At 59.8% G+C, this 25,417-nt stretch carries 21 protein-coding genes and 1 tRNA gene; 10 read left to right on the top strand and 12 right to left on the bottom strand.

All coding sequences use genetic code 11. The features are described 5' to 3' along the window. Window positions 1-10: 10 nt before the first annotated feature. Genes crtE through H0O22_RS05980 form a run of 3 tightly spaced genes read left to right on the top strand, consistent with a single transcriptional unit; the run spans window position 11 to window position 2,887 of the window. The gene (gene crtE / locus H0O22_RS05990) at window positions 11-949 is read left to right on the top strand and encodes a geranylgeranyl diphosphate synthase CrtE (protein WP_185188049.1); all 939 of its coding nucleotides are present in this window, start codon (window positions 11-13) and stop codon (window positions 947-949) included. Then, window positions 946-1,434, top strand: coding sequence for a divergent PAP2 family protein (locus H0O22_RS05985; RefSeq protein ID WP_185188048.1), 489 nt, complete (start codon window positions 946-948; stop codon window positions 1,432-1,434). The genes crtE and H0O22_RS05985 overlap by 4 nt, the downstream gene beginning before the upstream one ends. Continuing rightward, window positions 1,427-2,887 carry an ATP-dependent RecD-like DNA helicase gene (locus tag H0O22_RS05980; protein WP_185188047.1) on the top strand — a complete coding sequence of 487 codons (1,461 nt, stop codon included), beginning with the start codon at window positions 1,427-1,429 and terminating at the stop codon, window positions 2,885-2,887. Before H0O22_RS05985 ends, H0O22_RS05980 begins: the two co-directional genes overlap by 8 nt. Here H0O22_RS05980 and H0O22_RS05975 read toward each other — a convergent pair. The 7 genes from H0O22_RS05975 to H0O22_RS05945 all read right to left on the bottom strand — a co-directional run bounded on the left by H0O22_RS05975 (window position 2,880) and on the right by H0O22_RS05945 (window position 10,167). Continuing rightward, complete coding sequence (locus H0O22_RS05975) at window positions 2,880-3,566, bottom strand: GAP family protein (RefSeq protein WP_185188046.1); 687 nt, start codon at window positions 3,564-3,566, stop codon at window positions 2,880-2,882. The genes H0O22_RS05980 and H0O22_RS05975 overlap by 8 nt on opposite strands. After that, window positions 3,567-3,986, bottom strand: coding sequence for an acylphosphatase (locus tag H0O22_RS05970; protein WP_185188045.1), 420 nt, complete (start codon window positions 3,984-3,986; stop codon window positions 3,567-3,569). A 55-nt stretch (window positions 3,987-4,041) separates the two neighbouring features. After that, entirely contained in the window at window positions 4,042-4,644 is a 603-nt protein-coding gene (locus H0O22_RS05965; protein ID WP_185188044.1) for a histidine phosphatase family protein, read from the bottom strand. Between the two features lie 6 nt (window positions 4,645-4,650). After that, on the bottom strand, window positions 4,651-6,009 hold the full coding sequence (locus H0O22_RS05960; RefSeq protein ID WP_185188043.1) for a cobyrinate a,c-diamide synthase: 1,359 nt from the start codon (window positions 6,007-6,009) through the stop codon (window positions 4,651-4,653). 8 nt (window positions 6,010-6,017) lie between these two features. Beyond that, on the bottom strand, window positions 6,018-7,322 hold the full coding sequence (locus H0O22_RS05955) for a glucose-6-phosphate dehydrogenase assembly protein OpcA (protein WP_185188042.1): 1,305 nt from the start codon (window positions 7,320-7,322) through the stop codon (window positions 6,018-6,020). A 39-nt stretch (window positions 7,323-7,361) separates the two neighbouring features. Further along, entirely contained in the window at window positions 7,362-8,885 is a 1,524-nt protein-coding gene (gene zwf, locus H0O22_RS05950) for a glucose-6-phosphate dehydrogenase (RefSeq protein WP_185188041.1), read from the bottom strand. Window positions 8,886-9,000: 115 nt separating this feature from the next. Then, window positions 9,001-10,167, bottom strand: a complete 1,167-nt coding sequence (locus H0O22_RS05945) for a phycobilisome linker polypeptide (RefSeq protein WP_185188040.1) — start codon at window positions 10,165-10,167, stop codon at window positions 9,001-9,003. 231 nt (window positions 10,168-10,398) lie between these two features. Here H0O22_RS05945 and H0O22_RS05940 point away from each other — a divergent pair, with 231 nt between their 5' ends. Next, entirely contained in the window at window positions 10,399-10,869 is a 471-nt protein-coding gene (locus H0O22_RS05940) for an SRPBCC family protein (protein ID WP_185188331.1), read from the top strand. Window positions 10,870-10,949: 80 nt separating this feature from the next. Here the strand turns inward: H0O22_RS05940 and H0O22_RS05935 are convergent. Together H0O22_RS05935 and H0O22_RS05930 are read right to left on the bottom strand one after the other, a co-directional pair. After that, a tRNA-Glu gene (locus H0O22_RS05935) sits at window positions 10,950-11,022 on the bottom strand. A 123-nt stretch (window positions 11,023-11,145) separates the two neighbouring features. Further along, complete coding sequence (locus H0O22_RS05930; protein ID WP_185188039.1) at window positions 11,146-12,315, bottom strand: histidine kinase; 1,170 nt, start codon at window positions 12,313-12,315, stop codon at window positions 11,146-11,148. A gap of 205 nt (window positions 12,316-12,520) precedes the next feature. On the opposite strand from H0O22_RS05930, the gene H0O22_RS05925 reads away from it, so the two are divergent. The 4 genes from H0O22_RS05925 to pepN all read left to right on the top strand — a co-directional run bounded on the left by H0O22_RS05925 (window position 12,521) and on the right by pepN (window position 16,822). Continuing rightward, window positions 12,521-13,057: a hypothetical protein gene (locus tag H0O22_RS05925; protein ID WP_185188038.1), complete on the top strand. Its 537-nt coding sequence runs from the start codon at window positions 12,521-12,523 to the stop codon at window positions 13,055-13,057. Window positions 13,058-13,100: 43 nt separating this feature from the next. Continuing rightward, window positions 13,101-13,514 carry a cAMP phosphodiesterase gene (locus H0O22_RS05920; protein WP_185188037.1) on the top strand — a complete coding sequence of 138 codons (414 nt, stop codon included), beginning with the start codon at window positions 13,101-13,103 and terminating at the stop codon, window positions 13,512-13,514. 92 nt (window positions 13,515-13,606) lie between these two features. Continuing rightward, window positions 13,607-14,104 (top strand): hypothetical protein, encoded by a 498-nt coding sequence (locus tag H0O22_RS05915; RefSeq protein ID WP_185188036.1) that lies wholly within the window; start codon window positions 13,607-13,609, stop codon window positions 14,102-14,104. A gap of 12 nt (window positions 14,105-14,116) precedes the next feature. Next, window positions 14,117-16,822 carry an aminopeptidase N gene (gene pepN / locus H0O22_RS05910; protein ID WP_185188035.1) on the top strand — a complete coding sequence of 902 codons (2,706 nt, stop codon included), beginning with the start codon at window positions 14,117-14,119 and terminating at the stop codon, window positions 16,820-16,822. Here the strand turns inward: pepN and H0O22_RS05905 are convergent. Continuing rightward, the gene (locus tag H0O22_RS05905; protein WP_185188034.1) at window positions 16,819-17,943 is read right to left on the bottom strand and encodes a glycoside hydrolase family 10 protein; all 1,125 of its coding nucleotides are present in this window, start codon (window positions 17,941-17,943) and stop codon (window positions 16,819-16,821) included. The two genes, pepN and H0O22_RS05905, sit on opposite strands and share 4 nt — an antisense overlap. A gap of 289 nt (window positions 17,944-18,232) precedes the next feature. Here H0O22_RS05905 and H0O22_RS05900 point away from each other — a divergent pair, with 289 nt between their 5' ends. Next, entirely contained in the window at window positions 18,233-19,267 is a 1,035-nt protein-coding gene (locus H0O22_RS05900; RefSeq protein ID WP_185188033.1) for a hypothetical protein, read from the top strand. Between the two features lie 28 nt (window positions 19,268-19,295). Here H0O22_RS05900 and H0O22_RS05895 read toward each other — a convergent pair whose 3' ends face one another. Both H0O22_RS05895 and H0O22_RS05890 read right to left on the bottom strand, forming a co-directional pair. Then, entirely contained in the window at window positions 19,296-21,302 is a 2,007-nt protein-coding gene (locus H0O22_RS05895) for a serine protease (RefSeq protein WP_185188032.1), read from the bottom strand. Window positions 21,303-21,554: 252 nt separating this feature from the next. Then, window positions 21,555-23,495 carry a serine protease gene (locus H0O22_RS05890; RefSeq protein WP_185188031.1) on the bottom strand — a complete coding sequence of 647 codons (1,941 nt, stop codon included), beginning with the start codon at window positions 23,493-23,495 and terminating at the stop codon, window positions 21,555-21,557. Window positions 23,496-23,631: 136 nt separating this feature from the next. Here H0O22_RS05890 and H0O22_RS05885 point away from each other — a divergent pair, with 136 nt between their 5' ends. Continuing rightward, complete coding sequence (locus tag H0O22_RS05885; RefSeq protein WP_185188030.1) at window positions 23,632-25,416, top strand: serine protease; 1,785 nt, start codon at window positions 23,632-23,634, stop codon at window positions 25,414-25,416. Window position 25,417 lies beyond the last annotated feature (1 nt).

Here is a 25,417-nt window from a genome sequence, read left to right as displayed (position 1 = left end):
CAGATCTCCCATGAGCGCGGCGGTGACGACGACAGACAGCACCTCCACGGGGGAGCCAGGCCACTTTGATTTCGCCGCTTACCTGGAGACATCCCGGCAGCGGGTGGAGCAGGCCCTCGATGGCTCCTTGGGACCGGAGCGTCCCGAGAGCCTGCGGGAGGCCATGCGTTACTCCCTTCTGGCGGGGGGCAAGCGCCTGCGGCCGATCCTCTGCCTAGCGGCCTGTGAACTCGCCGGCGGTGATGCGGCCCTGGCGATGCCCACCGCGGTGGCGCTGGAGATGATCCACACCATGTCGCTGATCCATGACGACCTGCCGGCCATGGACAACGACGACCTGCGCCGTGGCATGCCCACCAACCACAAGGTCTATGGCGAGGCCAACGCCATCCTCGCCGGTGATGCCCTGCTGACCCGGGCCTTTGAGATGGTCGCCCTGCGCAGCCCCGGCGTTCCCGCCGAGCAGTTGCTGAAGGTGGTCGGTGAGCTCTCCTTGGCCTCCGGTGCCCCCGGGCTGGTGGGCGGCCAGGTGGTGGATCTGGAATGCGAAGGCAAGGACGTTGACCTCGAGACCCTCGAGTACATCCACCTGCACAAGACCGGTGCCTTGCTGCGCTCCTGTGTGCTGACCGGCGCCTTGATTGCCGGCGCCTCCGACGCGCTCCTGGCGGCCCTGACCACCTACGCCCGCGGCATCGGCCTGGCCTTCCAGATCATCGACGACATCCTCGATGTCACCGCCAGCAGCGAGGTGCTGGGCAAGACCGCCGGTAAAGACCTGACGGCGGACAAGACGACCTATCCCAAGCTCCTGGGTTTGGAGGAATCCCGCCAGCGTGCTGATGCTCTTGTGGCCGAGGCCAAGCAGGCGCTCGAGCCCTTCAACACCAATAGCTCGGCGGCGCCCCTGCTGGCCCTGGCGGACTACATCACCAGCCGCGATCGATGAGTGCTCCCTTGGTGGCTCTGTTGGACAACGGGGCTCTGTGGTGGGGACTCGCCGCCTGCGGCACGGCCCAATTTTCCAAGTTGGTCATTGAGCTCGTCGTCCATCGCCGCTGGAACCCGAAGGTGCTCGTCGAGACCGGTGGGATGCCCTCCAGCCATTCGGCTCTGCTGACCGGTACGGCCGCCGCGTTGGGCTGGCAGCAGGGGTTTGATTCGGGACTCTTTGCCCTGGCGGCGACCATGTGTTTCGTCGTCCTCTACGACGCTTCCCACGTCCGCTACTCCGCGGGCCTCACGGCAGCCCGGGTGAATGCCTTGAGTGAGGCCTCAGACGAGCAAACCCCGCTTAAAGAAAAGCTGGGTCACACGCCGTTGGAGGTGCTTGTCGGCAGCCTGATGGGTCCGCTCGTCTCCCTGCCGGGGCTGGTGCTTGTGGGCTCTCCGCTCAGCCTGGCCCAACACTGGGGCTTGATAGCGATTGGCTGAGGGGGGGCTGACCAGCGGCCAAACGGCGGCGGCCGAGGCGTTTGAGCAGTGGCTCAAGGCCCCTTACGACGGCACCCCGTTTGTGCTCAGCGGTTTTGCTGGAACCGGGAAGACCTTCCTCTCCTGTCACCTGCTGGCCCTGGTGGAGCAGCGGGATTGGTGCTGGACCGTGGTGGCCCCCACCCACAAGGCCGTCGGGGTCTTGCGTCAGCAGCTCGCCTGGGCGGGGCTTCAACCCACCTGGTATCCGAGCACGATCCATCGCCTGCTGCGGCTGAAGCTCAAACGTCAGGGGGATCTGGAGCGCTGTGAGGAAACCGAGCAGACCGCGGGGTCGCTCGAAAACCTCTCCCTGGTGCTGATCGACGAGGCCTCGATGGTCGACAGCGCGCTCCTCGAGATTGCTCTGCGCTGCGCCCATCCCTTCAAGACTCGCTTGGTCTTTGTCGGGGATCCCGCCCAGCTCCCCCCCGTGGGGGAGCCCGAGAGCCCCGTGTTTTCGATGGGTCGCTCCGTCAACGCCAGCTTGAGTGAGGTGGTGCGCCATCAGGGACCAGTCCTGCAGCTCGCCACCGGTTTGCGCAGCGGAGATCTCCCCTGCCGTCAGCCGCCAGCCTTGGGCCTGGTGCGAGACCCCCAGGGACAGGTCGCGGTCCTGCCACGTTCCCAATGGCTGGAGGCGGCCCAGGCGGCTCTCAAGCGGGGTGCGGAGCTCGATAACCCTGATCACGCCAGGATTCTCTGCTACACGAACCGGGCCCTCGAGCAGTTGGTCCCCCTGGCGCGCCGCGCCATCCACGGTGAGATGGCCGATCAACTGCCCGTGTTGCCGGGGGAGGTGCTGATGACCCGCTCGGCGGTCATGGCCCCGGCCTGCCGGGCCGGGGAGGAGGCCGCCGAGGAGCCCGACATGCTCCTGGGCTCGAACCGCGAACTGGTGGTCCGTGATGTCACCCCCGAGCGATGCGATCTCGCGGACTTTGGGGTCGGCGTCGGTGATGGCCTGACCCCAACGGTGATCGAGACCCTCAATGCCGACGTCGAGGCCGGCGAAACCCGGTTGACCCTGCGTCTGCTGCCGCCGGTGGGCAGTGCCGGGCGCCAAAGCCTCGATGGGGTGCTCCGCTCCCTGCGTCTACAGGCCCGGGAGGCGGGCAAGCAGCAGGGCCGCAGCCTCTGGCGCCGCTATTTCCTGGTGCGCGATGCCTTTGCGTCCCTGGGACCCGCGGCGGTGTTGACGGTGCACCGCAGCCAGGGCAGCACCTTCGGCGAGGTCTTCATCGCCGGTGATGTCTTCTGGCCCAGCGACGACATCCTGCGGCGTCAATTGGTCTACGTGGCGGTTAGCCGGGCCTCCCAAGCGGTCTGGCTGAGTGCCGACAACCGTTTGGCCAGTGGCGGCGCGGCCCAGGAGCGCGAGCGCTGGAGCCGTTGGTTGAAGCCCGCTAGCTGAGCTGCAGGCCTTCGATGCCCTGCCAGCCGAGGTAGCCCGCGAGCACCAGGCTCAGGCCGCCCACCAGCAGGTCCCCCTTGTTGAAGAGCAGGGTTTTGCCCCGCTCCAGCAGAGGCAGCACCTGCTCACGGCCGATCAACACCGCGAGGAAGGGCAACAGCAAGGCGGTGCTGCTCGCCAGGGTGAACGCCCCGGTGTAGAGCGTCTCCTGCAGACGGGTCAGTCCTGCAGCCAAGAGCGCAGAGGCGGTCTTGGCAAACAGGAAGAGGTCATCGGGGCTGACCACCTCGAGGGCCGAGCTCACCCCCAGCAGCAGGGGCAAGGGCATGGCACACAAACGATCGAGCTGACGGGTCCAGCCCGGGGCTTCTTCGCCCTCTTCCCTTCGGTCCAGCAGTTCCTTGAGACCCAGGGCCAGGAGGACACCCGCCGCGAGCAGGTCAAGGCCGGTGCGGTGGCTGCTGCCTTTCTCCATGGTCAGCAGCAGGCCATGGCCCACGGTCAGAAGCAGCACCAGCATGGCGCTCACGGTGAGCATCCAGCCCATCACCAAGAGTCCCCCGCGCCGCAGGGGGTTGGGCCCCAGCAGCAGCAACAGCAAGAGGCCGATGTGGAGGGGGCTGAGGGCGATCCCACTGCCGTAGGCCAGCAATTCGGCCCAGAGGGTCCCGTTGGTCATCTAGCGGCGAATTTCGAACCAGTCTTCCTTGAGGGGCGCGAGTTGGCTTTGGCTCACGCTCAGCACCTCGGCCTCCCTGGGGCCGCGCTCGCACCAGAGCCGCAATTCGGTAAGTTGATAGGGCTGTCCTTCGGCCTGCACCTCGACGGATCCGTCCGGGCAATTCCGGACCCAGCCGCTCAGGTTGAGGTCCTTCGCCATCCGGCTGCAGCTTTCACGGAAGCCGACGCCCTGGACACGGCCCCGCACCTGCAGTTGCCAGCGTTCGATGCGCAGCGCGCTTGGGTTGGGGTGGCGCTGCTCCTGGCGCACCCATTGCCGCACCTTCGTGGTGCGGTTGCCACGGTTGAGTGGCCGCGTATCGGCGATCAGCCAGCCTGGTGTTCCCGACTGACGCTCTGACCGGTCCCCCTTATCCATCCACCCCCCTGCGAAGGCCTGATGTCTTCAAGGTGGCACGGGTTTGGGCTTTCGGCTACGGCTGGATCACCGGTGCATTCCAGTGGATTAGGGCACGGTTTTGCCGCTCGTATCCCAGGACGCAGAAGCTGCCTGTGCCAAGTGCCAACTGGGCTCCGCCGGCGGGGCCGCGCCCGAGCCAGCAGCCCGCCAGGCTGCGCAGGATGTGGCCATGGGCGAAGAGCGCCACCGGGCAGATCGCTCCGTCGGCGGCACTGGCGACCTGGCTGGCGCGCGCAATCACCCGCTCGCAGCGCTGCTGGACTTGTTCGCTGCTTTCGCCACCGGGGCAGGGGTGGCTGAAGACGCTCCAACCGGGGACGTGGGCGCGGATCTCGGGGGTGGTGAGTCCCTCGTAATCGCCGTAGTCCCATTCCTTCAGGCCCGGCTCGATCTGCGCTTGATCGCCCAGCCCAGCCAACTCACAGGTGCGCCGGGCCCGCTGCAGGGGGCTGCTGAAGACCGCCGCGAAGGTCTGTTGGGCGAGCACCGGCGCTAGGGCCTGCGCTTCCCGTTCGCCCTCGGGCAGCAGGGGGAGATCAGTGCTGCCGGTGTGGCGTCCATTGACGGCCCATTCCGTGGCGCCGTGGCGCAGGAGCCAAAGCTGCAGTGAGGCCATCAGGAATCAGCGACCAAGGGGTGCGGCCAGACGGGCCGAGGCGGCAAAGCGCTCGGGGATGGCGGGGCAGCCTCCCCAATGCAGGTGTAGCCAGCTGGCATGGAGCTGGCCATCGCCCCACCCTTCGGATCGCGCGGGGCTCCCCCAGCCCTCCAGGTCCCAGAGCGCCGCCTCGCCTGTATTGCCTTGATCCAGCTGCCAGCGGTGGAACTCGTGGCCCCAGAGCGTCTCGCCTTGGCGCACCACCAAGCCATCGCAGCGGGGGGAGGCCTGGCGGTAGCCCAAGCTCAGGCTTCCGCGCCGTGCCTGAAAAGGCAGCAGGCCCGCCATGGGGTGGAGGACGCCGTCCTGGTCCTCTAGGCCCTTACCCAGCAGCAGTAAGCCTCCGCATTCCGCGTAGATCGGCAGGCCCATCTGCCGCGCCTGCCGCAGGGCGGCGAGGCTGCGGGAGCTCGCCGTCAGGGTGTCCGCATGCAGTTCCGGATAGCCGCCGGGGAGGATCACACCATGGCACCCCTGGGGTAGGGGTTCATCGGCCAACGGCGACCAGGGTTCGACAATGAGTCCGTTCTGCTCGAGCAGCTCGATCGCCTCGGGGTAGCGGAAGTGGAAGGCGGCGTCGCTGGCGAGGGCCACCGGGACAGGGTCGTTCGCCGGTGCGGCTGGTGCTGGCGCGGCTTCACCCGGGGCTGGCGCGCTGAGCAAAGGCCACAGCTGATCGAGATCCAGATGCGCTTCGGCGAGCGTCGCCCAGGCCTCCAGGCGCAGTTGGACATCCTCGAGTTCATGGGCCGGCAGGAGCCCTAGGTGCCGCGAGGGCAGCTCCAGGCTGGTGTGCCTCGGCAGGGCTCCCAGTACCGGCATCGCGATCGAGGCCAGGGCCTCCCGCAGCAGCGCCTCATGGCGTGGACTGCCCACCCCATTGAGCACCACGCCAGCGATGGTCAGGCTTGGATCGTGGTCCCGGAAGCCGCGCACCAGGGCGGCCAAGGACCCGGCCTGCCGGCTTGCCTCCACCACCAGGACGATAGGTAGCTGCAACAGCGAAGCCACATGGGCCGAGCTCCCCTCGGTTGAGGGGCCTTTGCCATCGAAGAGGCCCATCACTCCTTCCACGAGGCAGAGATCGGCCTGGGCGCCATGGCGCTGGAATGACCGCTGCAGCCAGGGCCCTCCGCAGAGCAGGGCGTCGAGGTTGCGGCAGGCCCGGCCACTGGCGAGCGAGAGCAGCTGCGGGTCGAGATAGTCCGGCCCAACTTTGAAGGTCTGCAGGCTCAGGCCGCGGCGGTGGGCCAGGGCCGCAAGGGCCAGGCTCACCAGGGTCTTGCCGCTGCCGCTGGCAGGAGCGGCAATCAGGCAGGGCATGGGGGTTCCTAACTGGGCAGCAGCTTGGCAGCGAGGGCGACGGCGGCGGCCATCAAGGGGTTGGTGCTGTCATGGCCGCCTCCGAGCAGACGGGCCATTTCCATCTCCTCGCTCTCGTTGGGCAGGGGCACCACTTCCTCCGCGAGTTCCATTGAGGCGACACCACCGGCCTCCAGGCGCATGCAGCCGCCCGACTCCGAGCAGAGGATCACGCACAGGGGTGAACGGTTGGGCGGGGCACAGATCAAGCGCAGGCCCACCAGCGCACCGGGGTGAACCTTGCTCACCCCAACCGGCACGGGCATCAGCCGGAACTGCACGCTCTGACCATCGGTGCGCTGGAATTCGGCCCCCACACCCCGCTCTTCGGGGCTGGCGCCATCGACCCAGAAACTGCTGACCAGATGCCAGCCGAGCCGATCGGCAATCCAGGCGGCCAGCAGCAGTCCCTTGACCGGGTGCTGGCCTTCGACATCGATGTCCAGTTGGACCACCTGATCGAGGGCGCTTTGGCGGCTGGGGGGGTCGAAGACCATCGCCAACGATTCCCTCCAGGTCCGCAGCCTTAGCCAATTGAGGTCATTGACGGCTTGGCCGAGGGCAATGCGCTGAGCCAGCAGATCCAGGCAGCGCCGGGGCTCGCCGATGGAGCTATCCACCACCAGACGCCGGGGCAGGGTCGCCAATCCCTCCAGCAATTCGGGCGACTCATCCATGCTCCCGTTCCACCAGACCCAGCAGGGCAGGTCAGAGGGGATCAGCTCCTGCAGCATCGACAAGCCCTGGGACATGGCTCCCATGCCCCCGCGCAGGACCACGACATCGCCACAGGCATCGTTGTTGGTTCCCCGCTCCTCCGGCAGCGGGCAGTAAGCGGCCACCATCGATTGCAACTGCTGGTCCGCGGCCAGGGTGGGCGCCAGGGTGATCAGTCGCCTGGGTTGGTGGGCGCTGATGGCGCGGTCGACGAATTGCCCGCGTAGATCCTGCGCTTGGTGCTGACCGGCCTCCTGTCCAAGGGCCCAGGCCACCTGGGGTGCGGTGGGCGCTGTCCCAGTGGGGAGCCCCAATTCGCCGCTTGCCCGCCGGGCGGCCGCGAGCAGTTCATCGTTCAGCAAACCGCTCAAGGGGCCCTCGGCGCGGCCAGTGCGGATCAGCTGCTGCTGCAGCCAGGAGGGCTCCCAGACCACCAGGGTGAAGGTCGAGGCACCGCTGGAGTCCTTGAGATGGTCACTCCAGAGCCGGTTCAGATAGGCCGGCACCTCTTGGGGTGCCATCTCGATCGGGGCCTGAAGGGTCAGTTGGGGAGCCATGGGGATCGCTGAGGAAGAGAACGACGAAAAGCGGGAGGGTTACGGGCGTCTCCACATCAGGCCGTCCTCGGCCAGGAGCGAATCGGAGGCGGCTGGCCCCCAGGTCCGGGCTTCGTAGGGGTACACCGGGAGACGTGCTGGGGCGTCTTCAATCAGTTCGAGCAGCGGCGTGTAGAGCCTCCAGGCCGCTTCCACCTCGTCGCTGCGGGTGAACAGGGTGGGATCGCCGAGCATCGCGTCGGCCAACAGGCGCACGTAGCCCTCATCCGAGGGCTCGCCGAAGCTTTCGTCGTAGCTGAAGTGCATGTCGACGGGACGGCTGCGCATGCCCGACCCCGGCGCCTTCACGTCGAAGACAAAGCCAGCCCCTTCATCCGGCTGGATCCGCAGCACCAGTTGGTTCGCCGTCGGCGTTCCCCCAGCCGCATCGAAGAGTTGGACGGGAGCCTTGCGGAAGGTCAGGACGACTTCCGAGAGGCGTTTGGGGAGACGTTTGCCCGTGCGCAGATAGAAGGGGACCCCTTGCCAACGCCAGTTGTCGATGAAGAGCTTCATCGCGACATAGGTTTCGGTGGTGCTGTCTGGATTCACACCCGGCTCCTCGCGATAGCCCGCCAGGGGGTTGGCGGGGCTGCCGCCGCGGCTGTACTGTCCCCGGACACAGCATTTCCAGGGTTCGTCCTCATTGGCCAGGCGGGCGGCCTGCAGCACCTTGGCTTTCTCGTTGCGGATCGCCTCAGGGTCGAAGTGGCCCGGCGCTTCCATGGCGGTGAGGGCCAGCATCTGGGTGAGGTGGTTCTGCACCATGTCCCGCAGGGCACCGCTGGTCTCGTAGTACCCGGCCCGCTCCTCGACGCCGACGGTCTCGGCGGCCGTGATCTGGACGCTGGAGATGTAGTTCCGGTTCCAGATCGGCTCGAAGATCGCGTTCGCGAAGCGCAGGACCAGGATGTTCTGGACGGTCTCTTTGCCCAGGTAGTGGTCGATGCGGAAGATCTGGGATTCCTTACCGCAGCTCTGAACAATCCGGTTCAGGGTTTGGGCACTGCTGTAGTCCGTGCCAAAGGGTTTCTCGATGACAACCCGGCTGCGGCTGGGGTCCTGCAGCAGTCCAGCCTTGGCCAGGGCCCGGCAGCCACTGCCGTAGAACGCCGGTGAAACGGAGAGATAGAAGGTGCGGTTGCCGCGGGTGGCCTTCAGGCGATCCAGGGCCTCGAGCCGCGTGCCCAAACTGACGACGTCCTCGTCCTTTTGCAGGTCCACCGGCTCATAGAAGAGGCAGCCGCTGAATTGCTCCCAGGCGCTTTGGTGCTGCTGGATTTCGCTGGCCATCGCTTCGGCCATCCGCTCCCGGAAATCCTCATCACTCCAGGGCCGCCGCGCGCAGCCGAGGATCGCGAATTCAGTCGGTAGGCGCCGTTGCCGGAACAGCTCGAACAGCGCCGGAATCAACTTGCGGTGGGTGAGGTCGCCGCTCGCGCCGAAGATCACCAGGCACTGCGGTGAGATGACGCGCTCCTGTCGAAGGCCGACCCGTAGGGGGTTGGTTTGCTGGGCCGGCATGGGCAAGGCGCGCGTGCTCTTGGTTTAACGGCGGTTCCTGAGCTCGGCAGCGAGTAGTCACAAAAAAAGCCCGCCGAAGCGGGCTTTTGAGCAAAGGCTGACCTGAGCTCGGAGCTCAGTAGGTCTCCACGTGCCAGCGCTCGGCCTTCTTCAGCTTGGGACGCAGCTCGGACCAGTCCAGACCCTTGGCCGCAGCGGCGGTGGTCATGGCTTCGTCGATGCCGGGCTCCATACCGCGTAGACCACACATGTAGACGTGGGTCTTGGGGTTTTCGATCATCGCGAAGATCTCGTCAGCGTTCTCGCTGACGCGGTCCTGGATGTACATGCGGCCGCCGTTGGCGTTTTGCTGCTCGCGGCTGATCGCCTTGGTGTAGCGGAAGTTCTCGGGGAACTCACGCTCGTAGCGGTTGAAATCGTCTTCGTACAGGAGGTTTGCGGTGGTGGGAGCACCCATGAACAACCAGGCCTTACCGCGGAAGTTCCAGCCGTTCTTCTCGCGCTCGCTGGCTTCGAACATCCGGCGCAGGTAGGTGCGCATCGGAGCAATGCCCGTGCCGGTGGCCAGCATGATGATGTTGGCGTCCTCGTCCTCAGGCAGGAGCATTTCCTTGCCCACGGGGCCGGTGATCTTCACCTTGGCGCCGGGCTTGATGTCGCAGAGGAAGGTGGAGCAGACACCATTGATGGTCTCGCCGTCCTTCTCGTACTGCAGTTGGCGCACACAGAGGGAGACGGTGTCATCCGCCAGGTCGTCGCCGTGGCGGGTGCTGGCGATCGAGTAGAGGCGCAGCTTGTGGGGCTTGCCGTTGGCATCTTCACCATCGGGAATGATGCCGATGGACTGGCCTTCGACGTAATGCAGCTGGGGGTCGCCACCCTTGAGGTCGAAGGTGATGTGGTTCACCCGGCCAATGGCACCTTCTCCCAGCAGGCTGTAGTTCTCGGTAACGGTTCCCAGGAAAGGGGTCTTGGGCTTGTAGAGATTGACCGGAACGGCAGCGTGTGACACAGAAGCAGCTTTTTTAGCGGGGGCTTTTTTGGCCGCGGCGGCCGGGGCAGGCTTGGCCGCGGGCGTTGGGGCAGGGGCCTCGCCCGAGGGAGTGACCGAAACGATCATTCCACCGAGCTGACTGATGGATTGCATCAGTGCCTGCAGGCGGGAGAAGGGAACGCTGATGCTGCGCTCGGCGTTGCGGGGGTGAGCACTGCCGTAACCCCGCACAACAACCGTGAACATGCGTGAGTCGCTGCGGCTTGATGGAGCGGTCGAAACACGCATGGATCTCTTCTGCCCTGAGAACGCGCGCGATCATAGTAATCCTCCGGGTCTGGAGCGCCCTCCGTTGCATTCCAGAGCGGGTTAGGTTGAAGCTTCTTGTGTTTGAGCCCCCCGGCGCAATCCTTGACCCAGTTGTCGGTGCCACCGGATTCGACCTCATCGCTGAGCGAAACGCTGAATGCAGCGTCCTCAGGACAAGGGGCTTGCTCGCTCGACACCATCCAGCAGGAGATGGAGCGCTTGCCGGGGGGGACCCGCCGGTTGGCCGTTCAACTGCGCTTGGCCATTGATCCCAGCTGGATCTGGGCCGTTCTGACCGATTACGACCGACTGAGTCAATTCATTCCCAATCTCCAGACCTCCCGTCTGCTCTGGCGCCGCGGTGCCGTTGTGGGCCTTGAACAGGAGGGTGCCCAGCGCTTCATGGGGATGCAGTTCAAGGCGCGAGTGCAGCTGGAGCTCACCGAGCACCCCGAAGCCCGGCAGCTCACCTTCACCATGCTCAAAGGTGATTTCCGCCGTTTTGATGGGGTCTGGACCATCGGCTTAGACGGTGAGAGCACGACCTTGCTCTACGAGCTCACGGTTCAAGGCTGCGTTGGCATGCCGATCGGCTTGATTGAGCAACGCCTGCAGGAAGATCTGGCCGCTAATCTGCGGGCGGTTCAGGCCGAAGCCCAGCGCAGACAAGCCACGGCCTGAGGTCCATCGCCCTCGGGAGAGTCCGCTGAGCTGGCGGCATTTGGACACAAAAAAAGCGGCCGAAGCCGCTTCTCTTTGGATACCCCCAAGGGGATTCGAACCCCTGTCGCCTCCGTGAAAGGGAGGTGTCCTAGGCCTCTAGACGATGGGGGCTAGGACTCGGTTGCCAGGTGAACTCAAGTTCCCTTGCAGTGCATGGCGTTTGAACGCCGCGCCCGATGGAAAGAAATTACGGGTCAGAGGGGCCCTTCGTCAATCAAGGTCATGACCTGCAACTCAACTGGCCCCCTGGCCGTCCCAGACGGGCACCGTGAAGTAGAAGCAGGCGCCTTCATCGGGTTCGGAGACCACCCAGATGCGGCCGCCATGCACTTCCGTGATCCGCCTGCAGACCGAGAGCCCCACACCAAAGCCTGATGTGGTCGAGGAGGTCTGGGGTAAGCGCACCCGATCCTGAAAGATCCGCTCCTGCTCATCCACGGGAATCCCGGGGCCGGAATCGCAGACGCTGACCTCAATCCACTGGCTGGTGCGGTGGAAGATCGCCATTCGCACTTTCCCGCCATCCGGCGTGTATTTGAAGGCGTTCTCGAGCAGGTTCAAGAAGACCTGACGCATCCGCCGTTGGTCGGCATAGACATCCGGCAGGTCACTGGGGATATCGGTGATCAGCTCGAGCCCCCGTCCCACCCAGCGTTTCTCGAGTTCGAGGATCGCTTCAGCGGCCAGGGGGCCGAGGGCAATGCGTTGCGGGTTGAACAGGGCCTCCCAGCGGGTGGTCCCGACCTCCAGGAGGTCTTTCGAGAGCTGTTCAATGTCATCGAGCCGGCGATCGAGGACATCGCGAAAGCGGGTTTGATCGATCTGCCCGAGGTTCAGGCTTTGGAGGGCCAGCTTGGAGGCCGTAAGGGGGGTGCGCAGTTCGTGGGCCACCATCCGCAGCAGCCGCTCCTGGCCGCGTAGCCGCTCGATCAAGGTTTCGTTTTCCTGGCGCAGCACCAAGACCTGGTCTTCGAGTTGCAGTTCCCGTTGAGTCCGACTGCCGTCGCTTTCTGCCGGCCGCAGGCTCATGCCTAGGCCGCTCACCACCTCCAGTTGCTGCCAGCGCGGCAACCAGTTGCGCAGCTGTTGCAGGAGCATGTTTCCGGCAAACACCTGTTTGGGTGCCGGCTCGAGCTTGATCAGCGCCGGGGTCGCCACCAGGCGGTGCAGCTCGAGGAGCTCGGGCCGTTGGGCAGGATCGGCGAGCTCCAGGCTCACCTCAAAACCAAAGTCCTCCTTCTCGAGAAACGCAACGAGGCTCCTGACATCAGCGCTGGCCCTGTGCCGGGTTCCAGCCACCAGGAGCAACTTCAGGTGTCGACGTTGCGCTGAGTCTTCGTCGTCGAGCGAGAGCGGATCAACAGCCCCTCGACCATCAGGCGCAACAGGGCCTTCCGCAGGCATCCTGCGGATCGACTCGTTTCCGTCGGGGCTTGCTTCCCCAGCAGAGTGCACCGGAGGGTGAAACCTGGAGAAATTGTGGTTTCACGTTATGGGGGTTAGGCAAGTCCTGCTGGCCTCGCTATGACGACTGTGATGAGTCGTTGTCTGATAAGTCCCAGTGGTCCATCAACGGGAACTATCGACTCGGGTCCATCCGGTCTCGTGGATGCCTTCAGCGCCAAGAACTGGACGCATTCAATTTGATACGACCCTGCGGCGCTGGTTTAACCGCAATCTCGGCTTGTGGCGCTCACGCCGGCAATATTTTTTCCCCGACGACGAGGTCCTGCGGGTCGACATGCTCCTGCGGGTCGAAACGTTTGAGGACCAGGCGGAATCCGAGCCGCGCTACCGCTTCAGTTGGTGGCCCGAAAAGGAATACGACTTCTTTGACATCAAGCCCCGTTACGTCCGCGAAGGCACGATGGAAGCCACCTTGTGCGGCCATCAGCTGCGCCGTAGTCGTGGCTACCTCTGCGGCTCACCGACCAAGAGTCAGGTCCGCCAGGCGGATGAGCATGAGGTTGTTTTCGAGTCCCACTACCAGGAGTGGGACATCTTCGAGTACATCCGCCTGGTGAATCAGGATCAGTTCAGGGCGCGCACCATCTACTCATGGCGCGATGGAAATCTTGAATTGGTGGAAACCCACCATGAAATTCGTGTCGAAGAAGCCGGAGCACCTTTGCGCGGCGAGAGCTAGTTCAGTGATGCAGCAGGATTAACAGGCGATTGCTGCTTCTCTCGTGCGTTTGTCTCGAAGCCAATTCGGTCTGCTGATCCTGCCCTTGGTGCTCTGGATCGCACCGCTGTCGGCTCAAGCCGCCCCGGCCACGGAGGCGGAGATGAACCTCTACACGCGCATCGCGGCCCTCAACGTCTGTATCGCTCGCGCGGCGGACACCGACTTCGACAAAGCTGTAGCGATCGCCGGTGAAACGATCGCCCAGGTGATCCAAGGCGGGCACCAGTCGCAGATCGCACAGGTGGGCACCAAGCCTCTGTCGATCGAAGAGCTGCGCCGAGGTTCGATCAATTCGGCCGTTCTTGGCGCCGTTGAGGTGTGCCCCAATGAGGTGCCGGCTGATGTCAAAGCCAAGGTCGAAGAAGCGGTGAAAGGACGCACCACCCAACCCAAGGCCCCAGCCAAAAAGCCTTGAGTCGCATCTCGTCGTAGGTCAGAGCGCCCTCAGTCAGAGATCAGCGCTGCAGCGGAGGTTGTCTGGAGGGGTCCCCGATTGGACCTTCTCCGATGGCCTCCGTTTTTCGCTTCGGTCTGCGTAGCGGACGATCGCTGTTGCTGGCTTGCGCGGCCACAGCCCCGCTGTTGAGCCTGCTGCCGAACCCCGCGCTCGCCCACTCCCCGCGTTGGCGACACGAGCACCACTGGCATTCGGGCAGCTTGAAGGCTGAGCGGCGCTGGTCACGCGCCCAGCATTGGCGTCAACACCATTTAGAGAGTTGGCAGCGCGCCAATCTCAAGGCCAAGAAGCGCTGGTCACACGCTCAGCAAGCTCCAGCAGGCGAGCTGCGTGAATCGCACCTCAGCCAGCGGGAACCCTGGCGCCAGGTCCGCTCCACGCCGGAGCGTTGCAACACCGGACGACTCTTGGGCGGCTTAACCGGAGGGGCGGCGGCCTACGCGCTCTCCCGCCAGGATGGACGGGCATGGGCGATTCCCCTTGGTGCTCTGCTCGGCTCTCAGATGGGCTGCAGCGTGGCGACGGGGCGGGGTCCCGTTCCTTGGTAATTGTTCCTCCGCATGGCCACCGTCCGCCTCGCTGACTACCGCCCGGCCCCGTTCACGATCGAGCACACCCAGCTGTTGTTCCAGCTGCACGCCGATCACACCGTGGTCGACGCCGCGTTTCAGCTGGTTCCCGCGGGAGCCGCCGAGGCGGCTCCCTGGGAGTTCCTGGGGGAGCAACTGGAGCTGCTCTCGATTGAGCTGGACGGTGAGCTGCTCGCCGCGGAGGCCTATCGGCTGGAGCCCGGCAAGTTGGTGCTGCTGGCGCCACCAGAGGCGGCCTGCTGCCTGCGCACCCGGGTCAAGATCCAGCCCCAGACCAACACCAGCCTGGAGGGGCTCTACGTAAGCGGCGGCCTCTTCACCACCCAATGCGAGGCCGAGGGCTTTCGGCGGATCACCTTCCATCCCGACCGCCCTGATCTGCTCAGTCGTTTCCGGGTGCGCATCGAAGCCGATCAAGCCAGCTGCCCGGTGCTGCTCTCCAACGGCAACTGCCTGGAGACGGGGGTTATTCCCGGGGAGCCCGGCCGTCACTACGCCGTCTGGGACGACCCCTTCCCGAAGCCCTCCTACCTGTTCGCCCTGGTGGCGGGCGCCCTGGAGGAGGTGCGCGATCAATTCGTGACCTGCAGCGGCCGGACGGTTCAGCTGCGGATTCATGTCGAGCCCGGGGATGCGCCCTTTACGGCCCACGCGATGGCCTCCCTGAAGCGCTCCATGGCCTGGGATGAACGCCGCTATGGCCTCGAGTACGACCTCGAGGAGTTCAACCTCGTCGCCGTGCGCCACTTCAACATGGGCGCGATGGAGAACAAGAGTCTCAACATCTTCAACTCCAAGTTGGTGCTGGCGGATGCGGAGACCGCGACGGATGCCGAGCTGGAGCGCATCGAAAGCGTCATCGGCCACGAGTACTTCCACAACTGGACGGGCAACCGCATCACCTGCCGGGACTGGTTCCAGCTCTCGCTGAAGGAGGGACTCACGGTCTTCCGTGACGCGAGTTTCACGGCGGATTTGCATTCACCGGAGGTGAAGCGCATTGATGATGTGGCCCTGCTGCGCAACACCCAGTTCCGTGAGGATGCGGGACCCACGGCCCATCCGATTCAGCCGGATCACTACCAGGCGATCGACAACTTCTACACAACGACGATTTACGAGAAGGGATCTGAAGTCATCCGTGTGTTGCACACCCTGCTGGGTGAGGAGACGTTCATGCGGGGTATGGCTCTCTATGTGAGCCGTCATGACGGCACCGCCGCCACCTGCCAGGACTTCGTTCAAGCGATGGAAGATGCCGCTGAGCAGGCCTGGGCTGCGGGCGCGGCGTTGCCCCGTTTTGATTTTCAGCAGTTCCGCCGCTGGTACAGCCAGGCGGGCACGCCCCAGTTGCAGATCGAGCGTCACTGGGATGGTGATGCCGGCACCCTGCGGCTGAGCGTTCGTCAGAGCACCCCAGCGACCCCAGGGCAACCCCAGAAGGAGCCGGTCGTGATCCCACTGGTGCTGGGTCTGGTGGGCCAAGGCGGTGATCCGCTGCCGCTCCAGTTGCCCGGGGAGCACGCCAAAGACGTGGCCGCAGCCACGCTCCCCGCTGAATGGGGCAGCGCCAGTCGCCTCTTTGTGATCGACCGCGCCGAGCAGGACCTGCTGTTCGTGGGACTCGAGGCCCATTCCCACCCACCGGCTGTCTCCTTGCCCCGCGGCTTCTCGGCCCCGGTGCGCGTCGCGATGGAGCGCTCTAGCAATGAGCTACTGCACCTGCTCGCGTGCGACAGCGAATCCTTTGCCCGCTGGGATGCCGGCCAGGTCCTGCTGCGTCAGGCCCTGCTGGAGCGGGCGTCGGGCGCGATCAATGACGAGCTCGAAGAGGGGCTGGTGGCCGCCTTTGAGCGGATCCTGCTGGAGGGGGACTTGGGGGATTCGTACCGCAGTGCTCTGATGGCGTTCCCCGGATTGCCGGAGCTGGAGGATGCGGCCCTGGCCCAAAACGGCACGGTGGACCCGCCGGCGTTGTTTGAGGCGGTCTTGGCCCTGCGGACCCGCTTGGGCGACGAGCTCCAGGGGCCGCTCGAGACGGTCTTGGCCAGCTGCCGCAACCAGTGGCAGCAGCACTGGCCTGAGGGTGTCGGCGATCGCGATCTCACGGCCACCATCTGGAGTTGGCGTGTGGCGGCGGGTGACGCAGGGGTTCGTGCCGAGGCGGCGGCGGCGGTCTCAGGGCCGTCGATGACCCTCGCGCGGGCTGGTTTGCGGGCGCTGCAGTCCATCGACAGCCCTGAGCGCAACGCGGCCCTGCAGGCCTTCCACGACCGCTGGCAGGAGAAGCCCGTCATCCTCGATGCCTGGTTTGGCCTGGAGGCGGCCACCCCCTTTGGCGATGGGGTGGAGCGGGTGCGGCAGCTGATGGATCACCCCCGGTTTGATCCGGCGGCACCGAACTCGCTGCGGGCGGTTCTCGGAGGCTTTGCTGGCAACGTCAGCCAATTCCATGCCCTCGATGGCAGCGGCTATCGCTTCATGGCCGAGCAGATTTCGGCGTTGGACCAGCGCAATCCGATCACCGCGTCGCGGATGGCCAAGGTCTTCAGCCGCTGGCAAAGCTACGGCTCGCTGCGCTCCGAGCGGATGCTGGAGGCCCTCAAGCAGTTGTCCGCAACGCCCCTCTCGCCGAACAGCCGGGAAGTGGTGGATCAGTGCCTGCAGTTGGCCTAGGGCAGGGTCTGGTGGAGCTGCTTGAGGCCTTCGCGCCGTAGGGCGGCTCCCTCCGGACCGGCATGGGCGCCCCAGAGGCCCTCCCAATAGAAATAAATGACCCCGTGGCCGCGGGCGACAGCCAACTTGACCCGTTCACTTAGGTCCGGCAGCGGTGTGGTCCGTCCGCCAAAGCCCGCCAGGATGCCGATCTCCACGGGGATGCCCCAGCTGCTGGATTTGGTCAGCGCAGGCTGCTCGAGGTCTTTTTCAAACCCTGCCAAGGAATAGGCGTAGTTCTGCACCACCAGCTCATCGATCAGGCCCCCCAGGGCCCAGATCTCCCAGTCCTGCAGCCAGTGGTTGTAGGCAAAGCGGAACGGGCCGGGAGAGAGGCTGACGTAGGGGCTCCCCTGGCCGCTCTCTTTAAGGGTGCGGCGCAAGTCCCGCAACAGACCCGTCAGTTGGCGTCGACGCCAGTTCATCCAGGCCCGGTCGGTGTGCAGCTCCGGTGGCTCCTCGCCGGTCTCCTCGCGGTAGAGCGCGCGGGTGTAGGGGTCGTACCCCAGTTCGACGGGCCAGGCGAAGTGGTCATCGAGCTGAATGCCGTCAACCTTGCAGCGCTGCACGATCTCGCCGATCAGCCCAAGGAACCGCGCCCGCACCCCCGGGTGAGCGGGGTTGAGCCAGACCATTTGCTTGCCATGCATGGCCACGTTGCTTTCGCCGGCGCTGTTCTGCAGCACCCACTCGGGGTGTTCGCGGACCACCGCGGCATCCGCCGGCTCCATCAGGCCGTACTCAAACCAGGGGATCACCCGCAGGCTGCGCCGGTGGGCGGCCTCGGTGAAACGGCAGATCGGATCGAGCTTGGGGGCGCTCTGGAGCAGGGCGGGCTCCATCGGTGCCCAGCGGCTCCTGTGGAAGGTCGTGCCGCGGCTCCAGACGTTGGGGTAGAGGGTGTTGAAGCCCGCCGCGCTGAGTTCTTCGACGGCTTCGTTGATCCGCTGCCTGGAGTAGTAGAGCGGGCTTGGGCTGTTGGTCAGCCAAACGCCAATGAGTCTCGGTTCAGGCTCCTTCGCCAGCCCGGCAAGGGGGGCCAGCAGTCCAAGGAGCAGCAGGCCTACCAGCCTGCGCGTCAACGGAACATTGCCCGAAAACCTTGTCCTGGACAGGAAATTCTGCAACAGCTGAGCCAGTACTGCAACAGAGTTATGCAGCACATTTTGGCGCACCAAGCCCGACCTGTTCGACCGCCGGGAGCCTTCGTATCAAGAGGGAGGGGGCCTTAGCTCAGAGGTAAGTGACCCAAGGGGGGGAAGCTCTCGTTGCCTGCTCTTCGTGAAGGCCCTCGGAAATTTCCGGCGAATTTTTTAGAGGATTTGCATGGCTAGCCTGATTGCAAGAGCAAAGGGCTGAAGTAGCGAGCCAATGCCTGGTGCCCAAGAGCAAACCCAACAACGTCGATGGGTAGGCGAGCAGCTCGGGCTTTATGCCAAGGCCTGGAGTAACGATCCATCCGGTAGCAAGAAGCTCGAGGCATTGGTTGCAGACCTCGCGCCAAACGACCCTGACTTACGAAGCGCGCTCAAGGTTGTGGCGAGCCGTGATGGCTTTCACAAGCTGCTGAACCTCAGCGGCAGCGGCAAGGGACAGATCGAGAAGCAGGCTTTTCTGTCTGATCTGTCAACTGTCTTTGCACCACAGGCACTCGAGGCGATAGACGCCGTTCTATGCGGGGTCTTGAACCTTCCGATAGAGACTCCAAAGGAAGAGAAGCCAAGCCCCAGCGCCTCAGGGCAGCCTGAAGCAATGGAAGCCGAGGAACACACCAAACCACGACCAAGAACTGGAAGCCTGCGAAAGCCCAGCAAAGGATCACTCATCGGTGCCGGTATCGGAGCATCTGTTGTCCTTCTTGGGGCTTTGTTCACGGCAACAGCTCCAGATGCCCTTTGCAGGGTTGGCCTATGCGGGAACGGTCAGCGGTCGGAGAAAACAGAAGATTCAGCGCTAAATCGAGCGAAGCAAGCTGAGGCTGATCTTGGGAAGGCCAAAGACATCGACTCGTACAGCGATGCCGCTAAGAGGTTGGAGCTTGCACTCAATGACCTTGCCAGGCAACGGGGCTCCAAAACACAGTCACTTGAAGAAAAGCGGCTCGAGCAGAAAATTGAGGAGGTCAGGAAGTTCCTCGAACGTGAAATCGCAACTAGAAAGGGAATCGATGAAATCAGGGACTTGCTACTTCGGTTTGAGACGAATCCAGAAGCAGTTGATCTTCTGAGGAATGCAGCCATTCAAACTAGTGAATTAGTGAGGCAAGGAACCTTCTACAAGGATCAAGTAGAGGCACTACGGCAAGAAATTATTGCTCTCAGGAAAGAAATGCTCAGAAGAGGCTCTTCAGATCAACAAACGGAGAGACAGCTCAATGAGATGGACCCGGTCTTCAGGCTTTTCTAAAAGACGAAGAGACGCCAAATAGAAAGTGCTAGGAGGAGCATTTCGAGGAAACCTCGTTGGAAGCATTCTCATTCCCAAGCGATGAGGCGACCCTCCAATCTGCACATGCCGACTTCATGTCAGACATAAGTTCATGGATGTACCCCCTTAGAGCATAAACACTGTCATCATCGGCATCCCTTTCGATATAGGCAGTCAAGTCTGTAAGGGCTTCTTCATGATCGCCATTATCCATAAAGGCAATACCACGACTCACAAGAGCGTATAGATTATCTGGCTCTATATTAAGGACAGCCGAGTAGTCATTAATTGCGCTCATATAGCGCTTAAGCTCGTAGTAGATATCGGCACGAGTCTCTCGAGAGTAAGCATCATCTGGACTGATCCCAAGTGCAATCTGAATATCGTCCAAAGCACTTGCCAGATCATCAAGGGCCATCCTGGCCTTAGCCCTCCACAAATATGGTCGATACCACTTTGAATCGACTCGAATCGCAGAATTAAACGCATCTATCGCGGCCGGGTAGTCTTCCAAGTCATATTTGTTAAGGCCAATACACCAGAGAGGCTTTGCGTAGCTCGTATCTAGCTCTGCAGACTTGCGACAGTCGTTTATAGATTTCGCATGCTGCCCCAAGGCGTTGAAAGCCATGCCTCTTGAATAGAGCACATATGAAGAGTTAGGATCAAGATCTAGCGACAGGTTGTAGTCCCTTATGGCAAGCTCATCTTTTCCTGTGTAGTAGTAAGAGTCACCCCTGGTCCATAATGCAAAGGCAGAAGCGGAGTCTAGGGAAAGAGCAATGTTGCTATCTCTAAGAGCACCACTGTAGTCATCCGATTCATTCTTTAAATCAGCTCTCTGCGCAAAGTAAGGTGCATATTTGGAGTCGAGCTCCAATGCTTTTTCGATATCAGAAAAAGCTTTGCCAAGGTCACCCGTCTTTTGGTAAATTATTGATCTCAGATAATACGCCTCATCGTAATCTGGAAGAAGCTCTATTGCTCTTGAGAGGCTAGCCTTAGATGCTTCATAGTTGCCTAACTTATTTAGTGCAGAGCCTCTTAAATAATATGCGATAGGAATTTCTTTGCGTGAGATAATCTTGTCGGATAACTCAAGCAACTCCTGTTGCCTGGCCGGATCACCCTCAAGGTTCCTAGCCTTCAGAATCAAGTCATCAACTGAGAACGAGGCTGAAACGTTAGTCTGGCGAGACCAATTACCAGATGAAGAATAATGGTCAACTGGGATAGCCTGATTGGACCCACTCTTAACAGCAATGCCCGCTTTGATTGTAAGGTTTTTATCTATTTCAGCTTGACCATGAATAGCTACCAACTCACCCTTGCTATTAAGAACAGAACCTCCACTCATTCCAGGAAGAGTTGAGTTTGAATAGATGAGCTGGTACCCTCTAGGCATTGCTATCTTTGCGTTAGCCTCAACGAATCCAGCTTTAAATCTCAGCAGTCTTTGAGGAACAGCTTGCGTTGAGACAGGAAATCCAGCTACATATACTGGGCTCCCCATGACAACACTCTGGGAGCTACCGACGTTGGCTGACGTATAACGCCTTGAGCTTTGAAATACAAGCGTTCCAAGGTCAACGTTGTCAATCTTCCTAATAGATCCGAGCGATACCTCGTGCCTATAGCCATCATTAGTAAAGATAGAGATCTCCTCATTAGCTCTTTGTCCACCAATCACATGCCAAGCTGTTAAGACGATATAGGTATCTCTATCTTGTTTGACGATTACACCAGAGCCTTGCGTTGCTCCTTCAATTCGAACTGTGATTTCCTTCGCAATTTCAGCCACAGACTCTGCAGCCTGCGCATGCGAAGGCAACTGAGAAGAGAGTATTGCTAGCGACCCAATAGATAGGCTATGGACACACGGCTGAGAGGCAGCGACTAGCAGTGCCGTTAATACACCTTTAAAAGGCTTCACAAGTCTGTACCTTTCTGACATAAGCATACCCTGCCCAAAAACCTTGTCCTGGATGGGAAGTTCTGTAACAGAGTTATGCAACACATTCTGGCGGCACCCAGACCGACCTGTTTCACCGCTGAGTGCACTGTTGAACAGGTAGGAGCTCAGCTCTGCGATAGGGGGCCTAAGAGAGAAAGTGGGAGAGAGAGTCGTCTGTGAGGCCCATCGTGAAGGCACTCAGAAATCTATGGTGAATTTTTAGATGATTTTGGCCGTCGGTTAACGCTCGAGCTCGAACAGCAAGAGAAGATTGTTCCACTAACTATTAGAGACACCGCAATTTAGGCATTATTAAAAATAGTTATCTAGTATCTCCTTTGGCACTTCCCAGTTGCATCTACCGGCCCAAGAAGCAAAGTCTTCCTTTGAGCCGACAAACTCATAACCTCCTCCATATGCAAGGAAGCCCCCAAGATCTTCACATGCCTTCGCGTGAATTCCCATAGCTTCGTAAGCTTGGGCCCTCTTTATATAGAGATTTGCGTATTGTGTAAAATCCGTGAACTTTACAATCTTTTTGGATTGAAGAAGAAACGCCGTATCAACTGTATCTACTATTCCGCTATGGTTGCCGGCCTCTCTGTAAAGATCACTCAGCTTGGCGAGGTCTTCAGGCCAAACTAATGTTGAGGTAGAGATATGAATTGAATAGTCATCGATTGCACCCTTCTTGTTTCCTAGCTTGTCCCTGACATCTGCTCTATATCTTCTTGCCCAAAAACTGTCTCCAGGGTTCATGGCCAACGAGGTATCCAATAGCTTCTCAGCTCGCAACAGGATCTTCCTATAACCCATCTCCTTAGCCACTTCTTCTCTAATCCTTTTATTTTGTGCTGGCTGGTTATCAAAGTCATATGCGTTCTTCTTGATCATTGCATCTGTCTTTTCGTTCTGTAGCTTGATAGATCTTTTCACTGCAATTGCCAATATATTGTTAGCTACTTCCCAGTTAAGCCGCGCACTGGTTGGAATCTTCTTGAGCCCACGCTCGTAAATCGCTAATTTCTTTTCTACATGGTCGGGATCCCAGTAAATTGCACCGTACCTTAGGTAACCCTCCTCAAGAAAAGGGTCAAGGCTAAGTGCCTTTTCATAATACCGGATTACATCCAAGTTCTTCTTGTCTCCAAGTTCGTAATTGTTAAATTCCATCATGCTTGCTATTCGTAAATATGCCGGGGCTATCTGATCATCGAGGCTTAGTGCTTTCTTGAAGTCGCTTAAAATACTATCTTCTGAGTATTGATCGAGTTGATATCCATTCGCTACTAACTTGTAAGTTCCACGAAGGTAATATGAATATCCGACTTTCTTGTGAACGATCGAAGCTGAAACTAGGTCTACGGCTTGCTTTGCAAGAGAAGCAGACATTCCGTTAAGTTCGTTTCTGCGCTGGTCATTTTTCCACTCTGTTCGGTGCGTAGATTCTCTTATCGTCTTAATCAAATCAATCTTCTGAGTAGCTGCTGCAATCAGTTGCTGATGCTCATCTGGAAGTGATAGATCCTTTTGGACTGAACCTACATTTAACTGCTTTAATACATGTGTGATTGGAATCGCCTGATTGATTCCGGTCTTGACAGCAATACCTTCTTGCTCGCTAAGAGTAACGTCAGTCTCGGCTCTACCATGCACTCCGATTAATCCTCCTCTTTTGGAGAGTACAGGCCCCCCACTCATTCCTGGCAGGGTTGGATTAGAGTATAAAAGATCATATCCATCGGCTTGTGATTGCCCCGAAAGGGCTACAAGACTTCCTTCTAAAAACCTGTGAATGCTCTTCGGCACTGAACTTGTTGGCAGTGGGAAACCCGAAACAAATACATCATCTCCGGGACTGAGACTCTTTAAATTGCCAACCTCAGCTATTGCATACTTATTTCTTGATCTAAAAGTGAATTCGGCTATATCCACTCCTTGTATCTTCTTGATGGAGGATGACACTACATCATGCCATTGGCCGTCTGATGTCCGTACCTGCAGCTCTTCTCCTTCTACATAGTTTTTAAGTACATGCCATGCGGTAAGTGCATAATAATTTGCTCCTGTCCTTGCAATAATTACGCCACTTCCTGGTGATGATGGACCCTGTACTAATAGTGAAATATCCTTTGACTTTTGGCTTAGCTCCCTCTTCCCCAATGCAGAAGCCCCAGGTGATATGACTTTGACCTCATAATCATTGTTATGTTTGATGCCGCTGTCCTCATCTAATGAATAACTACTCTGCATGCACCCAGCGGCTAAGCTTAATAGTGCACAAGTAACTATTGCCCTGTTTAAACTCAAGGATCTCTTCCGTCAATACTTGGTATACAATACTCTAGCATTCTTTGCTCCTTGCTCTGCTTTCCAGGGCTTATAAGCGATGGCTCTCCATTCATTAGTAAAAAACACTCTGTATGGAAGAGTCTTTGGGCTTACTTTTGCTCTATTTATTTCACCATTGCCGTGCATAGCAAAGACTGCTTCAGAAATTGCTGAAGTGGCGAGAAGTGCGAGTGTGTTAGTGGAAGGTGCTACTGAAGGCTCAGGAGTTCTCGTAGATCGTCGTGGTGAAGAATATACAGTATTAACCGCCTGGCATGTAATCAATGGAAATCGGCTTGGTGAAGAAATTGTCATTAAGACGCCTGACGGTGCAAGTCATAAGACAAGCATTGTGAATGCAAGGAGAATAGGCAATGTAGACATGGCGGCTATTACATTTAAAAGCTCTAAAGTGTATAAGCCCGTTGAAATTGGAAGCGCTGACAAAATTAGTCAAGGGGCTAAAATCTATGTTGCAGGTTTTCCGCTCTCAACAACAGCAGTCCCGGTTCGAATCATGCGATTCTTGCCGGGTCAAGTGATTGCTTATAGTCCTGCTCCACTTCCAGATGGTTATCAAATACTTTATACGAACCGTACGCTACCTGGAATGAGTGGTGGTGCCGTCATTAATAGTTTCGGTCTTTTAGTGGGGATACATGGGCGAGGTGAAACAGATTTCAAAGCTACTGAGCAGTCAGGTGTATCAGTAAAGACGGGTACAAACCTTGCTCTGCCAATTAATTTGTACGGTACGTTGTCGAGGAAGGAGGACTCTGTCCTGGGGAGGTCTAATACATCAGTCCGAGCAGTCCCATCTGCTACTCCGATGCCAGGAGGTACTAGTAGTTCTCGATTTGATGAGTATCTAGTTGCTGCTGCCAATACATCGTCTCTTCTTTTCCGTGAACGGATGACCTTGAACGACCCACGTATCGATCAGTCTCGTGCTCGTGAAGTTATCCGTCTATCTACGTTGGCTCTTCAGATTAAGCCCAGTGCTAAAGCCTATGAGCTTCGTGGTGCTGCCAGGAAGGCATTCCCTATGTACAGGATCACCATCCCGCTCCAGATTTCCGTAGACGCAGTCGATCAAGAAATAGCACTTCAAAAACTAAATGCTGTTGATGACTTTAGTAATGCAATAAGACTGGACCCTAAGAATGCATCTCTATATATTCAGCGTGGCTCGGCAGAGTCCGATAGGCTGCGCTCTAGGCGTGATTACAGAACAGCGATTAGGTTAGAGCCGAACACCGTCAGTGGATATATTGCACTGCTTGGAACATACACTGATAAGCGAGAAAGAAAGCTGGTGATTGATGAAATGATGACCAGAGTTCCATCAAGCTCTGATGCTTATGTTGCCTATGGCGACTACATCAGAGCCAGATCGACTTCTGCTAACCCTTCACTTAAGCGAGAGAATACTCTGCAATCAATCACAGCTTACGAGAAGGCCAGAGACCTCGATCCAAATAACTGGGAGCCTTACTGGAAGCTTGCTAGTTCTTCTTCCTTTGTGACTCTTGATGGCTCGCTGTATGAGAAATACTATCTAAATTCTCCGGAGTATTGTTCTTATGACAAAGATGACTGCTTGCGCTACAGAATAGGCTATGAACTTATGAAGCAAGGGATTGGTTCACCGGGGAAAACGATTGATTTAGTTAATAAAGCATTGCCCCTTGCTCCAGATGCCCCCTTCCCGATGGCCCAGCTTTATGCATTGCGAACCATGGCCAAATCCCGTCTTAACGACATTGTTGGCGCCTGTAGAGATTGGAAGTTGGCCTTAAGATATGACAAGATGCAGGGCTCGCTCGAAGACTACTGTAAGTAAT

The organism is Synechococcus sp. LTW-R, assembly GCF_014217875.1.
Taxonomy (GTDB): Bacteria; Cyanobacteriota; Cyanobacteriia; order PCC-6307; family Cyanobiaceae; genus Vulcanococcus.
This window is presented reverse-complemented; position numbering and strand designations above follow the sequence as displayed.